At 74.0% G+C, this 13,661-nt stretch carries 13 protein-coding genes; 6 read left to right on the forward strand and 7 right to left on the reverse strand.

The window, feature by feature from the left end; translation table 11 throughout:
• From Q8R60_12175 to Q8R60_12195, 5 genes are all read left to right on the forward strand, one after another.
• The coding region (locus tag Q8R60_12175) for a hypothetical protein (protein MDP3713225.1) at window positions 1-215 on the forward strand (215 nt) is incomplete at its 5' end.
• Window positions 216-359: 144 nt separating this feature from the next.
• The gene (locus tag Q8R60_12180) at window positions 360-2,747 is read left to right on the forward strand and encodes an ATP-binding protein (protein MDP3713226.1); all 2,388 of its coding nucleotides are present in this window, start codon (window positions 360-362) and stop codon (window positions 2,745-2,747) included.
• Window positions 2,748-2,844: 97 nt separating this feature from the next.
• On the forward strand, window positions 2,845-2,997 hold the full coding sequence (locus Q8R60_12185; GenBank protein MDP3713227.1) for a DUF5679 domain-containing protein: 153 nt from the start codon (window positions 2,845-2,847) through the stop codon (window positions 2,995-2,997).
• A gap of 336 nt (window positions 2,998-3,333) precedes the next feature.
• On the forward strand, window positions 3,334-4,416 hold the full coding sequence (locus tag Q8R60_12190; GenBank protein MDP3713228.1) for a hypothetical protein: 1,083 nt from the start codon (window positions 3,334-3,336) through the stop codon (window positions 4,414-4,416).
• Window positions 4,417-4,464: 48 nt separating this feature from the next.
• Window positions 4,465-5,802 (forward strand): AarF/ABC1/UbiB kinase family protein, encoded by a 1,338-nt coding sequence (locus tag Q8R60_12195; GenBank protein ID MDP3713229.1) that lies wholly within the window; start codon window positions 4,465-4,467, stop codon window positions 5,800-5,802.
• Window positions 5,803-5,806: 4 nt separating this feature from the next.
• Here the strand turns inward: Q8R60_12195 and Q8R60_12200 are convergent, their stop codons facing one another.
• Both Q8R60_12200 and Q8R60_12205 read right to left on the reverse strand, forming a co-directional pair.
• On the reverse strand, window positions 5,807-5,992 hold the full coding sequence (locus Q8R60_12200) for a hypothetical protein (GenBank protein MDP3713230.1): 186 nt from the start codon (window positions 5,990-5,992) through the stop codon (window positions 5,807-5,809).
• Between the two features lie 33 nt (window positions 5,993-6,025).
• Window positions 6,026-6,754: a hypothetical protein gene (locus Q8R60_12205; GenBank protein MDP3713231.1), complete on the reverse strand. Its 729-nt coding sequence runs from the start codon at window positions 6,752-6,754 to the stop codon at window positions 6,026-6,028.
• 119 nt (window positions 6,755-6,873) lie between these two features.
• Between Q8R60_12205 and Q8R60_12210 the strand changes: the two genes are divergently transcribed.
• The gene (locus tag Q8R60_12210) at window positions 6,874-8,394 is read left to right on the forward strand and encodes a hypothetical protein (GenBank protein MDP3713232.1); all 1,521 of its coding nucleotides are present in this window, start codon (window positions 6,874-6,876) and stop codon (window positions 8,392-8,394) included.
• Window positions 8,395-8,583: 189 nt separating this feature from the next.
• On the opposite strand, the gene Q8R60_12215 is transcribed toward Q8R60_12210, so the two are convergent.
• From Q8R60_12215 to Q8R60_12235, 5 genes are all read right to left on the reverse strand, one after another.
• A complete protein-coding gene (locus tag Q8R60_12215) occupies window positions 8,584-10,899 on the reverse strand; it encodes an EAL domain-containing protein (GenBank protein MDP3713233.1) in 2,316 nt (771 codons plus the stop codon).
• 138 nt (window positions 10,900-11,037) lie between these two features.
• Complete coding sequence (locus Q8R60_12220; GenBank protein MDP3713234.1) at window positions 11,038-12,471, reverse strand: alkaline phosphatase family protein; 1,434 nt, start codon at window positions 12,469-12,471, stop codon at window positions 11,038-11,040.
• A gap of 248 nt (window positions 12,472-12,719) precedes the next feature.
• Complete coding sequence (locus Q8R60_12225; protein ID MDP3713235.1) at window positions 12,720-12,944, reverse strand: hypothetical protein; 225 nt, start codon at window positions 12,942-12,944, stop codon at window positions 12,720-12,722.
• Window positions 12,941-13,258, reverse strand: a complete 318-nt coding sequence (locus Q8R60_12230; GenBank protein ID MDP3713236.1) for a WhiB family transcriptional regulator — start codon at window positions 13,256-13,258, stop codon at window positions 12,941-12,943. The genes Q8R60_12225 and Q8R60_12230 overlap by 4 nt, the downstream gene beginning before the upstream one ends.
• 131 nt (window positions 13,259-13,389) lie before the next feature.
• Window positions 13,390-13,659, reverse strand: coding sequence for a hypothetical protein (locus tag Q8R60_12235; protein ID MDP3713237.1), 270 nt, complete (start codon window positions 13,657-13,659; stop codon window positions 13,390-13,392).
• Window positions 13,660-13,661: the final 2 nt, after the last annotated feature.

The raw sequence follows: 13,661 nt of genomic DNA on the forward strand, positions 1-13,661 counted from the left end.
ACGCCCGCAACTGGAGCGACGAGGAGTGGGCCGCCCGCAACTGGAGCGCCCGCAACTGGAGCGACGAGGAGTGGGCCGCCCGCAACTGGAGCGCCCGCAACTGGAGCGACGAGGAGTGGGCCGCGCGCAACTGGAGCGCCCGCAACTGGACGGCCGAGGAGTGGGTGGCCCGCAACTGGACGGCCCGCAACTGGACCGCCGTCGACTGGGCCTGAGCGCAGCCGCGCCCAGGACGCCCGAGCCGACGTGGCCCGAGATGGCCCGATGTGGCCATGTCCCCGAGCGCCTCACGTGTCGATGTCCCCCGCAGGGTGTCCCTGCGGGGGACGTCCGTGTCCGGACCTAGACGACGAGAGGCGGTGACCGAGGTGGGCCTGACCCGGCTCGTCGGCGCCATCGCCGCCCTGGGCATCGCCCTGCAGGCCGGCGTCGCGCTGGCCGTCGGTGGCCACGGCCCGGTCGCGGTCCTCGCGCTGGGCGGCGGGCCGGTGCCGGACGGCTGGCCGCTGCTGCTCGCGATGCTCGTCCTCACCGTGGTGGGCGACCTCGTCGCGGTCCGCGTCCGTCACGGCGAGGAGTCCGAGGAGCTGACCCTCTTCGAGGCCGCGGTCGTCGTCAGCGTCCTGCTGCTCCCGGCGCTCCCGGCGCTGCTCGTACCCGTGGTCGCGAGCGTCATCTGCTCGCTGATCCGCCGCCGCGACGCCGTGAAGACGGTCTTCAACAGCGCCAACCTGGCAGCAGCCACGGCCGTGCTGGTCCTCACCGTCCACCTCGTGTCGGGTCCGGGGCAGGGGCTGTCCTGGCGGACCGTCCTCGCGCTCGTGATCGGGACGCTGGCCTTCACGACGGTCAATCTCGTCGCGCTCTCGCGGGTGCTCGGCATCGTCACCGGCGACGACCCGTGGGCCGTGGTCCGCGACGGCGTCAGGCTGTCGGCGGTCATGGCCGTCGGCACCGTGGCCCTCGGCGGCACCGTCCTCACCGTGGCCGAGGCGGCGCCCGCGCTGCTGCCCTTCACGATCATGCCGGCGGCGGCGCTGACCTTCGCCTACCGCGCGGCGGCCCAGGAGTCGGAGGAGCGAGAGCGCTCCAGCCGACTGCTCGCGCTGTCCCAGGTCCTGGCCGGGCGACTCGACTCCGAGGCGCTGCTCGAGTCCTTCCTCGAGCTCTCGCGCCAGGCCTTCGGCGCCGACCTCGCCTTCGCCGTGCTCGACCCCGGCTCGGTGACACCCGGCCAGGCGGTGCCGACCACCGTCGCCAGCGACCGCGAGGACGGGGCCTTCCGTCGTACCTCCTCCGAGACCGAGCAGGTCCTGCTGCTGCGCGCGGCCCAGAGCGGCGCGTCCGTCATCGACGGCGAGCTGCCCGTCGGCTGGACGCGGGCGCTGCTCACGCCGCTCGAGGCCGAGGGCCGCCGCGTCGGCGCGCTCGTCCTCGTCACCCGTGACCGCCACCGCGCGCTCGGCGGGCGCGAGCTCACCCTGCTCACGCCGCTCGCGAGCGCCCTGGCCGTCGCGCTGCGCGGCGCCGCCCACCTGCACCGCCTGACCGAGGAGACGTCCAAGCTGCAGGCCGTCGTCGACTCGTCGTCCGACGGCATCCTCGTGCTCGACGGCCAGGGGCTCGTGCAGCTGTGGAGCCCGGCCGTCGAGGCGCTCACCGGCAAGCCCGCGCTGTCCGCGCTGGGACGGCCGCTCGGCGCCCTGATGGTCACCACCGGTACCGACGGCGCGGCCAAGGACGCCTTCACCGCAGGCACGGCGGAGATCAGCCCCGACAGCCCGCAGGCGGTCGTCGAGCTGACCCTGCTGCGCGACGACGGCGAGCAGCGCGTCGTGCGCTGCGCCCATGCCGGCGTGTTCGAGGGTGACGAGCTCGTCCGCGACGTCGTGATCGTCCACGACGTCACGCGCGAGCGGCAGGTCGAGCGCCTCAAGGCCGACTTCATCGCGACCGTCTCCCACGAGCTGCGCACCCCGGTCACCCCCATCAAGGGCTACGCCGACCTGCTCCGCCGCCGGGGCGACCAGATGACGCCGGAGAAGCGGGCCGAGTGCCTCGAGGTCATCGGCGACCGCGCGTCCCACCTCGCCCGCCTCGTCGAGGACCTGCTGCTCGCGTCGCGGATCTCCGCGACCGAGGGCAGCACCCTGGCGCAGGTCGACATGGGTCGTGACGACCTCGTCGCCCTGACACGGCGCGCCTGCGGCGACTTCGGGATGGACGGCCCGCGCGTCACGACCCACCTCCCGGAGGGTCCTGTCGAGGTCAGCTGCGACCCGGTCCGCGTCATCCAGGTGCTGACCAACATGGTCGGCAACGCGCTGAAGTACTCCGCACCCGGCACGCCCGTCGACGTCCGCCTGTCCGTCGCCGACGGCCGCGCGATCGTGGAGGTCGAGGACCGCGGCCGCGGCATCCCCGCCGACCAGCTCGAGAAGGTCTTCGACAAGTTCCACCGCGTCGAGGACCCGATGCGCATGACCACCGGCGGCACCGGCCTCGGGCTCTACATCGCCCGCCAGCTGGCCTCCGCGATGGGCGGCACGCTCTCGTGCACGTCCACGCTCGGTGTCGGCTCGGTCTTCACCTTCAGCCTCGCGCTCGCCGGCACCGGCCCCGAGCCGACCCCGGCGCCGGTCCCGGTCGCCGCCCCGCTGCCCGAGGGTGCGCGCCACGTCCCCCGGCCGCGCCGCGCACCTCCCTGGGCCGTCGCTCCGACACCCCCGGCCCCTCCTGCGCCGTAAGACCGACCTGTCCCGCTAGGCTTGCGTCGGAAGCACGCGCGCCGCACCCGCCGCGCGGAACCGGGGCACGCCCCGTCACACCGACCTGGAGGACCCCGTGGCTGAGACCTACAACGGCTACTGCGTGAAGTGCAAGGAGAAGCGCGACTTCGATGGTGAGGTCAAGGTCAGCGAGAGCGGCCGGCGCATGGCGCAGGGCCTGTGCCCGGTCTGCGGCACCAAGATGAACCGCATCCTCGGCAAGGCCTGACACACCGCACAGCTCGTACGACGAGGCCGGCACCCACCACGGGTGCCGGCCTCGTCGGCGTCTCAGGGCCTCCTCTGTGCGTCGCGCGCGGTCCAGGCTCACGATGATCAACAGCACATCTGCACCTGAGGCCACGCTCGGCGCGGCCCTCCTCCGCGTGCAGATGTGCTGTCGATCTTGAGGGAAGACGGCGCGGCGCGGCCGGCAGCCCCTCGGGTCGGCCCGATCACTCGCGGCCGGCGACCGCCTGCGCGTCGCGTTGCCCACAGGCGCTGTGGACGAGCGAGGCCACGGTCGGCGCGTAGGTGCGAGCCTGCCGGGCAGGAGGTGCCACCGATGACCCCAACCGCCCACGACGACGTCGACCCGCCGCTGTTCCTGGCCGGCCCACCGAGAGGGGTGCGCCGACCGGTGCTGCCTGCGGCGTACCGCCGGTTGTGGCGCGACCAGCAGACGCTCCAGCTCGGACGGGCGTCGGCGACCGCCATGGTGCTGAGCGGGCTCGACCCGGCGACCCGCGGTGCGCTCGCGCTGCTCGACGGGACCCGCGACGTCGCGGCGGTGCTGCGCGACGCGCGGCTGCTCGGCTGCGCCGACGACCGGGCGCTCGAGCTGCTGCAGGTGCTCGACGGGGCCGGGCTGCTCGACGACGCGGCCGACGTGGGGGCTCCGGTCCGGCGCGGCGAGCAGCAGCGGCTCGCGCCCGACCTCGCGTCCCTGCGGCTGGTGGGCAGCCCGGTGAGCGCGACGAACCGGGCACGGGCGAGCGTGCAGGTGCTCGGCGCCGCGCGGGTCGGGGCGGCGCTCGCGACCCTGCTCACCGCCGCCGGGGTCGAGCGGGTCGAGGTCGTCGACGCGGTCGCGACCGCACCGGAGGACACCGGGGCGGCGGGCCTCGGCCGCGACGACGTCGGCACCCGTCGCGACAGCGCGGCTGTCGCGCGGGCCGCCGCGCTCGGCGAGGCGGCAGCGCTGGGCGCGGGCGGCGGCACCGACCTGACCGTGCTCGCACCCACGACGCCGGCGGGGCTGGACGACATGGCGGCCGCACTGCCGGTGGGTGCGACGTACCTCGTGGCGGAGGTCCGTGACGCCGTCGGTGTCGTGGGCCCACTGGTGGTCGCCGGACGCAGCGCCTGCCTGCGCTGCCTCGACCTGCACCGCAGCGACCGCGACCCGGCCTGGCCGGTGCTCGCAGCGCAGCTGTCCGGGCCGTGGCGCGGGACGGCGGCCTGCGACGGCACGCTCGCCGTCGCGGTCGCCGCGCAAGCCTGCCTGCAGGCGCTGCTCGCCCTCGACGCGCTCGCCACCGGCGGCCCGCTGCCCGCGACCGCGAGCGGCACCCTCGAGCTGGCGCTGCCCGACTGGCGCTGGCGGCGCCGGAGCTGGCCGCTGCACCCCGACTGCTCCTGCCACTGACCGGCACCCGGACGGGCGCCGCACGCCCCGGGGCCCCAGACTGCACAGGTGACCCCCAGCGACGAGCCGACCACTGCGGCGCGGGTGCCGCAGCGGGCCGTCGCCCGCGGTGCCCGGCTCGCGACGCTGCCGATCGGCGTCGCCGGCCGAGCAACCGTCGGGCTCGGCAAGCGGATCGGCGGGCGTCCGGCCGAGCTGGTCGCTGCGGAGCTGCGGCAGCGCACCGCGGAGCAGCTGTTCCAGGTGCTCGGGCAGCTCAAGGGCGGGGCGATGAAGCTCGGCCAGGCCATGAGCGTCTTCGAGGCCGCACTGCCCGAGGAGGTCGCGGCGCCCTACCGCGCGGCCCTGACCAAGCTGCAGGAGTCGGCGCCTCCGCTGCCGGCCGCGACCGTCCACGGGGTCCTCGCCACCCAGCTCGGCGAGGGCTGGCGCGAGCTGTTCGCGGAGTTCGACGACCGCCCGGCGGCTGCGGCGAGCATCGGCCAGGTCCACCGGGCGGTGTGGTCCGACGGGACACCGGTGGCCGTGAAGATCCAGTACCCCGGGGCCGGCAAGGCGCTCATGTCCGACCTGCGGCAGCTGTCGCGGCTGGCCCGCACCTTCGCGGTCTTCTCCCCCGGCCTCGACGTCAAGCCGCTGCTCAAGGAGCTGCAGTCCCGGGTGGCCGAGGAGCTCGACTACCGCCTCGAGGCCGAGAGCCAGCGGACCTTCGCCGAGGCCTACGACGGCGACCCCGAGATCCGCGTCCCCCGGGTCGTCGCCGACGCCGACCAGGTCCTCGTGACGGAGTGGATCGAGGGCATGCCGCTGTCACACATCATCCGCGAGGGCACCCCGGAGCAGCGCGACCGCGCCTCTTCACTGCTCGCGCGCTTCCTCTTCAGCGGGCCGGTCCTCGCCGGGCTGCTCCACGCCGACCCGCACCCCGGCAACTTCCGGCTGCTGCCCGACGGCCGGCTCGGCGTCATCGACTTCGGCGCGGTCGACCGGCTGCCCGACGGCGCGCCCGAGCCGATCGGCCGCATCACCCGCCTCGCGCTCGCCGGCGACGCGCAGGGCGTGCTGGACGCGCTGCGCGCCGAGGGCTTCGTCAAGGACTCGGTGCAGCTCGACGCGCAGGCGCTGCTCGACTACCTGCTGCCGCTGCTCGAGCCGGTCGCCGACGAGACCTTCCGCTTCACCCGCCCGTGGCTGCGCGCCCAGGCACTGCGCCTCGGCGACCCCCGCTCACCGGCCGCCCAGCTCGGCAGGCAGCTCAACCTGCCCCCGGCGTACCTCCTGCTGCACCGCGTCACCCTCGGCACCATCGGGGTGCTGTGCCAGCTCGACGGCGAGGCCGCCTACCGCGCGGAGATGCAGCGCTGGCAGCCCGGCTTCGCCGACTGAGGGGTCACCACCAGGCCTCGTCGAGACGACCCTCGATCGAGCGCAGGTTCTGCCGGGTGCAGGCGTCGCACAGGTGCGACGCGCCGCGCTCGCTCACCTGCATCGCCCAGGTCGGGGGCAGCTCGGGAGCGGTGGTGCCGCAGGAGCCGCAGGTGACGTACGCCGGGACCGGTGCGGCATCGTCTGTCATGACGGCGATCCTGCCCGGTCAGCCGGCGTGGTGTCAGTCCTGCGGAGCAGCCGGGTCGGCGGGGGCTGCCGCAGGGGCCGCGCCGGGAGCCGCAGTGGGCGGGGCGGCCGGCTCGCCGGGCGGGACGTCGGCAGACGCGGGCGCAGCGGCCGGAGCGGGAGCCGGAGAGGCCTCGGCAGGAGCCGGGGCGGACTCGGTGGGGGCGCTGGTCTCGATCGGCGCGCTGGACTCGACGAGAGCCGGCGCGGACTCGGTCGGGGCGCTGGTCTCGACCGGAGCACTGGACTCGGTGGGCGCGCCGGACTCGGTCTGGGCATCACCGGCGCCCTCGGGACGCGGCGGCCGCGGGCCGCGCTCCCCGCGCTCCGGGCGGTCACCGCGACCACGACGGCCGCGCTCGCCGCGCTCCGGGCGCTCGCCGCGGTCCGTCCGCTCACCCCGGTCCGGGCGCTCGCCGCGCTCGGGGCGCTTGCCGCCCGCGACCTGCAGGATCGGCGAGGACATGTCCATGCCGCCGGCGAGGGCGTACTCCTGGATGAGCAGCTCGAGCTGCAGCGCCATCGTCGGCTCTGCGGTCTCCATCTTCGAGCGGGCCAGGTCGCGCAGCGTCGTGAGGCGGGCCTTCTTGCGGCCGGCGTCGTCGCGCGGGTAGGTGAGCAGGACCGCGTGGGCCGCACAGGAGGCGGTGCCCGCCACGGAGGTCACCGCCTCACGCACGAGGGCGAGGTCGGTGAGGCAGGGCGCGCACTGAAGGGCCGTCATACCGACCCACGCTAGTAGGTGGGCGGGCCGGGCCGCGCGACTGAGAACACGTTGCAGGAGCAGCACGGCCCCGTGTCGAAGTAGTGACCGCAACCGCCCCCGCTCCGAAGAGGTCCCCCGTGCCGGCGCGTCGTCCCGTCGTACGCCTCGTCCTTGCCACGGCTGTGCTCGCCACCCTGGGCGCGACCACGCTCGCCGCGGGTGCCGGTGTCGGGCCCGCCGACCTCGACGCGCTGCGGAGCTACGCGCAGAGCCACGGCCTGCAGCCCGACCTGTCGTCGCGGGCCGCTGCGGAGAAGGCGATCACCGGCGCGACGCCCCGGGCGAAGTGCGGCCCGGGCGCCAAGCCGGAGACCGGCCGGCAGGGCCGCGTGCCGCTCGCGGAGTTCGTGAGCGGGCGCGCCGAGGAGGGCTACTTCTGCAACACCCGCACGGTCGGGCACTTCGGCGAGACCGGCGGCTTCCAGGTCCAGCGCTACACCGACGCGACCGGCCGCACCTGCGCCTACTACGACAGCACGCTGCTGTTCCCGATCGACGCCCGCAACGGCGCGCTCGGCACCACCGTCCTCGACATGACCGACCCGTCGAAGCCGGTGCAGACCGACACGCTGCGCTCCCCCGCAATGCAGACCACCCACGAGTCGCTGCGCGTCAACCACGTGCGCGGTCTGCTCGTCGCCAACGCCGGCTCCCCCGCGACGCAGGTGGGCTTCGTCGATGTGTACGACGTGAAGGCCGACTGCCGCAAGCCCGTCCTGAAGTCGTCGTTGCCGATCGGGTTCTTCGGGCACGAGGGCGGCTTCTCGCCCGACGGCAAGACCTACTGGGTGTCGACGACGAGCCAGCCCGGCATCACCGCGATCGGCCTCGAGAACCCGATGGTCCCGTCGATCGTCTGGCGCAGCACCGAGTTCACCTCGCACGGCATGGGGCTGTCCGACAACGGCACCCGCCTCTACGCCGCCGACACCGGCGACGCGTCGGGGCTGCGGATCCTCGACGTCACGCAGGTGCAGGAGCGGGTCGCCAACCCGGTCGTGAAGCAGATCAGCTACCTCACCTGGCCGGAGATCTCGATCCCCCAGAACGTCATCCCGATCAAGGTCAAGGGCCGCAGCTACGTCGTGGAGTTCGACGAGTTCGACAGCAAGCCGACCGACTACGACGCAGCCAACCCGGTCGGGGCGGTGCGCATCATCGACATCCAGGACGAGAAGAAGCCGTTCGTGGTGTCCAAGATCCGGCTCGAGGTGCACCAGCCCGAGGCGCGCGCGTCCGACCAGGAGCAGGACCCCAACGCGACCTTCGGCGTGCAGGGCTACGCCGCCCACTACTGCTCGGTGCCGCGCCGCGTCGACCCCGGCATCCTCGCCTGCTCGATGATCCTGTCGGGCCTGCGGGTCTTCGACATCAACGACGTGAAGAAGCCGCGCGAGATCGCCTACTTCAACGAGCCGCGCGTCACCGACGAGACCATGAGCGGCCTCGACCGCGGGGCGCACGCGATGAGCGCGCCCGCCTTCGACCCTGCGCGCAAGCAGGTCTGGTACACCGACGGCAAGACCGGCTTCTGGGCCGTCGAGCTCACCAACGGCGTCTGGAAGCCCAAGGGGAAGTACCCCGTCGGTACCTACTGACCGCCGCCGCGAGCAGGCGCTGCGGAAGATCGAGGCCCGCGGCGGCACCTCCTACCCGATCCCGGCCGGCGGCTCCGACCACCCGCTCGGCGGTCACCGCTTCGCGGGCTGGGCCGTGGAGGTCGCCGAGCCGGAGGCCGAGCTCGGCATCGACGCCTCAGCGAAGTGCGCTGTTCGCCTGACCCAGCGTCACGCCGGCGCGTCGTTCATCGGCCCAGGGGCGGGCATCCGAGTTAGCTCGGCGCGGTCTGCGATGACCCGCGCGACACCGGCCGAGTTCCACAGGTGGCCGTGGACGGTCCGGTAGCGCTCGGTGTTGAGCGCGGTCGCGATCGTCGCGAGCGAGGCGCCTGCGGCATGCAGCTGCAAAAGGCGGTGGTGCGCCGGGGTGTCGGCATCGACCGCTGTGCGCTGTCGCGGTGCCGGGCGCGCAGGTAGGGGCTGCGGGGTGAGGAAGCCCTGCGGGTGCCGCCTCACCAGATCGGCGAGCTCGGCCGGCGGCAGCGCACTGCTCCAGAGCGAGCCCTGCCCGGCGTGGCAGCCGGCGCAGTGCAGGAGGGCAAGTTGCTCAGGGGTCTCGATCGCCTCGGCCGTCGTGCGCACCCCCACCGCACGACCGAGGTCCATGACGGCCTCGGCGATGGCGAGGTCGCTCGGGCGGGTCGCGATGTGCTGCACGAAGGCCCTGTCGAGCTTGATGTTGGTGAGCGGCAGGTTGCGCAGATAGGTCAGCGAGGAGTAGCCCGTGCCGAAGTCGTCGAGCGCGACGCCGACCCCGGCATCCCGCAGGGTCTGCAAGACGTGCCCCGCGGCCCGGGAGTCCGCCATGAGGGCCGTCTCGGTCACCTCCAGCTCGATCCGGTCCAGCGACAGACCGGCGTCACCCGCGTGGCCGATGACCCGGGCAATGAGGTCGGGTCCGACGTCACGCGCTGACACGTTGACGGCGAGCACCACGTCGAGCGGGAGGGCGCCGGCGCCCCGCAGCCCGGCAATGTCGCGGCAGGCCGTGCTGATCACCCAGTCGTCGAGCTCGACGATAAGCCCGATCTCTTCCGCGAGGGGGACGAAGAGGTCCGGCGAGATCCATCCCCGCACCGGGTGCGGCCAGCGGATCAGCGCCTCGACACCCATCAGGCGACCACTAGCCAGCTCGACGACGGGTTGGTAGTGCAGCTCGAAGGCCTCCGCCGCCAGCGCCCGGCGGAGCTCAGCAGCGACGGAGATCCGCTCGGCCCACTGCTCCTCCATCGCGCGGTCGAAGACGCGCCACCCCCCACGCGCACTCGCCTTGGCCGTGAACATCGCTGCCTGCGCGCAGCGGATGAGCACGTCGGCTGACGGCGTGGTCGAGCCGCCGGCGTCGGTGATGCCCATGGTCGCGGTGGCCGGCCGCGCGATCTCGGTCACCGCGGTGGGCTGAGCAAGCGCAGTGCGGATCGACGCAGCCACCGCCTCGGCATCCTCGGCGGAGATCTCCTCGCAGACCACGACGAAGGAGTCTCCCGCGAAGCGAGCGACGGTGTCGCCCGGCGCGACGGCGGCCCGCAGCCGGCCGGCGACCTCGACGAGGACCTGGTCGCCGACGAGGTAGCCGACATCGGCGTTGACGAGCCGGAAGCGGTCGAGGTCGACGAACAGCACGGCGAGGGGGCGACCGTGGCGGGCCGCCCGGGCGAGGGCCTGGGTGAGGCGGTCGACCAGAAGCACCCGGTTGGGCAGGTCGGTGAGGGTGTCGTGCGTCGCGAGCCGGGCCAGCTGTCGCTCGAGGTCGCGTCGATCGGTGATGTCGCGACCGATGACCGATGCGCCGACCACGTCGTCGTCCTCGCCGTAGAGCGGCGAAACGGTGATGGAGATGTCGACCGACGAGCCGTCGCGGCGGCGCCGGACCGTCTCGAGACCTCGGATGGTCTCACCGGCCGACACGGCGGCGAGGATGGCGCGGACCTCGGCACCGTCGTTGTCCGGGGCGAGCAGGCTCACGTGCCGTCCGATGACGTCGTCAGCGGTGTAGCCGTAGATCTCCTCGGCGCCGCGGTTCCAGCTCCGGATGGTGCCGTCAAGGTCCTTGGTGAAGACCGCGTCGGCCGTGCTCGCCACGATGGCGGACAGGTGCTGGGCCGTCTCCTCTGCGCGCTTCTGCGCGCTCAGGTCGACGGTGACGGCCACGCGACCGAGGGGCTCACCCGCCTGGCCGAGCACCGGTGAGCTGGTCACGAGGACCGGCATCGTCGAACCGTCCTGTCGCAGCACCACCGCCTCACCGACCCAGGTGTCGTGAGGGTCCGTCACGCCTGCGGGCGCGTCGCGGTCGAGCGAGGCAGACGGGCCGAGGAACTCCGCGAGGCAGCGGCCCACCGTCTCACTGGCGACCCACCCGTAGAGGGCCTCGGCTCCGCGGCTCCACACGACGATGCGCCCCTCGAGGTCGGACACGACCACGGCCTGACCGATCGCGTGCAGCACCGCGCCGTAGGAGCTGCTCGCGTCGTCGAAGCGCATCGGCTCGGCGGGTCCCCGAGCGTGGTCAGCAGCCGGCATGGTTCGAGATCCGCTTCGACGAGGCCGGAGGCCGAACGCCGGCGGCGAGGGAGAAGCGTAGTCGTCGGTCCGCAGGCGGGCGCTAGCAGGTGCGCGGCGTCAGGTGACCCCGAGGTAGAGGAAGCCGTAGGCCTCGTCGCGGAACGGGATGCCGGCCGCGGTGAGGGCGGCGTCCCAGTCGCCCTCGACACCGGGCACGGCGCCCTGCATGCCGTGGTCGGCCGTCAGCAGGATCGTCACGTCGTCGGTGAGTCCGCGCTCGTCGAGCAGGTCGAGCCAGACCGACAAGCGCCGGTCGGCGTCACGCAGCGCGGCGCGGGCGATCGGCGAGCCAGGGCCGCCGGCGTGGTGGCCGGAGTCGGTGAGGGTGGTGTTCCACCAGGTGAGGCGCGGCGGCACGTCCTCGCGCCACAGGCCGAGCACCTGCTCGAGGCCGCTCGCGTCGACCTGGGTCGCCCAGGTGTAGTCGGCGTTGGCCGCGACGAACTCCTGGGTCGCGTGCGGGTCCTGCACGGCCGGCGGCAGCGAGGTGATGAGCGAGCCGGTCCCGCTGCCGGTCATCGACCGGATGAGCTCGAAGGTCGAGTACGACGCTCCGCGGTCCACCGGGTCGTTCACGCAGGCTGACGACGTCCCGGCAGGCAACCGCTCGAAGACGGTCCGCACCCCGGGGCGCAGCCACTGCATCGACAGGTGCCAGGTCGAGGACGCGTTGGGCACGACCTGCTCGCCGCTCGCCCTGTCGTAGAAGGCGTTGTTGACGATGCCGTGCCGACCCGGGCCGACCCCGGTGAGCGCGCAGGTGTGGTTGACCAGGGTGACCGAGGGGAACTCCGCCACCGCGCCACCGCGCAGGGCGCAGCCACGCGAGAGCAGCCGCGCGACGCCGGGCAGCTCGCCGCTCTGCCCGAGCGCGATGACCTCCGCCGACGGGGCGCCGTCCCACAGCAGTCCGACCACGTGGCGCCCGCCCGGGGTGACGTGCGCGATCGGAGCGCCGTCCATCCCGTCGTACGACCCTCCTGCGAGGTGGGCCAGGGTCGCGCCGACGTCGACGGTGCGGCAGACGTCGTCGACGACGCCGCGCGCGGTGACGCCGGCGCCCGAGAGCAGCAGGGGAGCGCGCGACTGCAGGCCGTTGAGCGAGCCGTGCTCACCGAGGTGACCGCCCTGCGCGGGCCAGTGGTGCTCACCGGTGTGCACGACGCAGAGGTCCGGGGCGCGTTCCTCGGCGAACAGCGAGTGCAGGCGCGCGGCGGCGAAGGGATAGCCGGTGTCGGAGAAGGGATCGGTGTCGGCGACGGGGTCGCGGCCGGCGAGGACCTCGGCGCGGCCGTCGGGGTGCAAGGCGCTGTGGCCGCGGGAGTCCGCGACGTGGACGAGGCCGCGCTCGAGCCAGCAGACGAGGTCGACGACGTGGGCGAGCGCCGGGTCGAGGAGCACGTCCATCGCCCGGTCGCGCAGCGTCGGCAGGTGCGTGCCGGACGACCCCGGCGAGGTGGTGGCGGACAGGTCGCGCGACGGGAGCGGCACCCGCCCAGCGTAGGACGCACCGCGTCGTCCTCCAGCGCAGCGTCGTTGGACGGACGTCCGCCCGCGCCCCGCGAGGACGCGTCCGGTGGAGCGGACGTTGCGGCGTCGCTGGACGACGTCCGCTCGCGCCCGGCGAGGACGCGTCCGGTGGAGCGGACGTTGCGGCGTCGTTGGACCGGGCTGGGGGACGCGCGGCCGCCCCGGCACCTGTGGAGCGGGTGCCGGGGCGGTCGGTCGTGCGGGTCGGGCTAGCGGACGGCGAGGCGGGCGAGCCGGGCCCGGCGGGCGGTCGACTCGGCGCGCTGCTGCCAGCGGCGGGCGGAGCGCAGGCGCGCAGCGCGGTTGACGGCGGCGGCCTGCTGTTGTCGCTCGCGCACGAGGGTGTAGGCGAGCTGTTCGGACAGTGCGGTGTTCATGACGGTGGCGCTCCTTGCGATCAGGGTGATGTCGATGGGGGTCATGCGGCTGCTCATGCGGCCGTGACGTCGTAGCTGTCCTTGCGCGGACGCCCGCGGGGGCGCTTGCGCGCGACGACGACGCCGCTCACGACGAGCTGCCCGCCCCAGACGCCCCAGGGCTCGCGGCGCTCGAGGGCACCGGCGAGGCAGGCCTCGCGCAGCGGGCAGGGGACGCAGAGGGCCTTGGCGGCCTCGACGTCGGCGGGGGACTCGGCGAACCACAGGTCCGGGTCCTCCGTCCAGCACGGCAGGGTGCTGGCGGAGTCCAGAACGCTGTCGGGCTCGAGGTCGCTGTCGTCGACCGAGAGGTCGTGGGTGAGGGCGAGCATCGCGGTGTCACCTCCTCGTGACGGGCGTGCGGGTGGGTCGGTGGTGCCGGACGGGTGGGTCGGAGAAACAACAAAGGCCGCGGATCCCTGGTCGGGTTCCGCGGCCTCGAGGCTGCTGGTCGGTCTGGGTCTCAGACCGGTCCACCTCGAGGAGGGGAACCCGGGACGTACGCCTGGAGGGCGGCATCCTGAGCGGTGCGGTTGGCGAAGGTCATGCCGGCGGTGATGCCAGCGGCCTTGCGGGCCGTGCTGCTGGCCGTGCTGCTGGCCGCGGGCAGACCGGTGCCGTGCACGGAGCCGAAGTCGGGCGCCGTGACGGACTGCCGCTCCATCGCGAGAGCGCCGGCGAGGCAGGTCCCGGAGACGCGGGTGGCCGTGCGCGAGGTCAGAGTGCTGATCATCA

The organism is Mycobacteriales bacterium (genome assembly GCA_030697205.1).
GTDB lineage: Bacteria > Actinomycetota > Actinomycetes > Mycobacteriales > SCTD01 > JAUYQP01.

Coding starts and splice junctions, on each gene's coding strand:
- Q8R60_12190 (MDP3713228.1), top strand. CDS start 3,334: ATGACCCCAACCGCCCACGACGACGTCGACCCGCCGCTGTTCCTGGCC.
- Q8R60_12200 (MDP3713230.1), bottom strand. CDS start 5,992: ATGACAGACGATGCCGCACCGGTCCCGGCGTACGTCACCTGCGGCTCC.
- Q8R60_12205 (MDP3713231.1), bottom strand. CDS start 6,754: ATGACGGCCCTTCAGTGCGCGCCCTGCCTCACCGACCTCGCCCTCGTG.
- Q8R60_12215 (MDP3713233.1), bottom strand. CDS start 10,899: ATGCGCTTCGACGACGCGAGCAGCTCCTACGGCGCGGTGCTGCACGCG.
- Q8R60_12225 (MDP3713235.1), bottom strand. CDS start 12,944: ATGAGCAGCCGCATGACCCCCATCGACATCACCCTGATCGCAAGGAGC.
- Q8R60_12230 (MDP3713236.1), bottom strand. CDS start 13,258: ATGCTCGCCCTCACCCACGACCTCTCGGTCGACGACAGCGACCTCGAG.
- Q8R60_12235 (MDP3713237.1), bottom strand. CDS start 13,659: ATGATCAGCACTCTGACCTCGCGCACGGCCACCCGCGTCTCCGGGACC.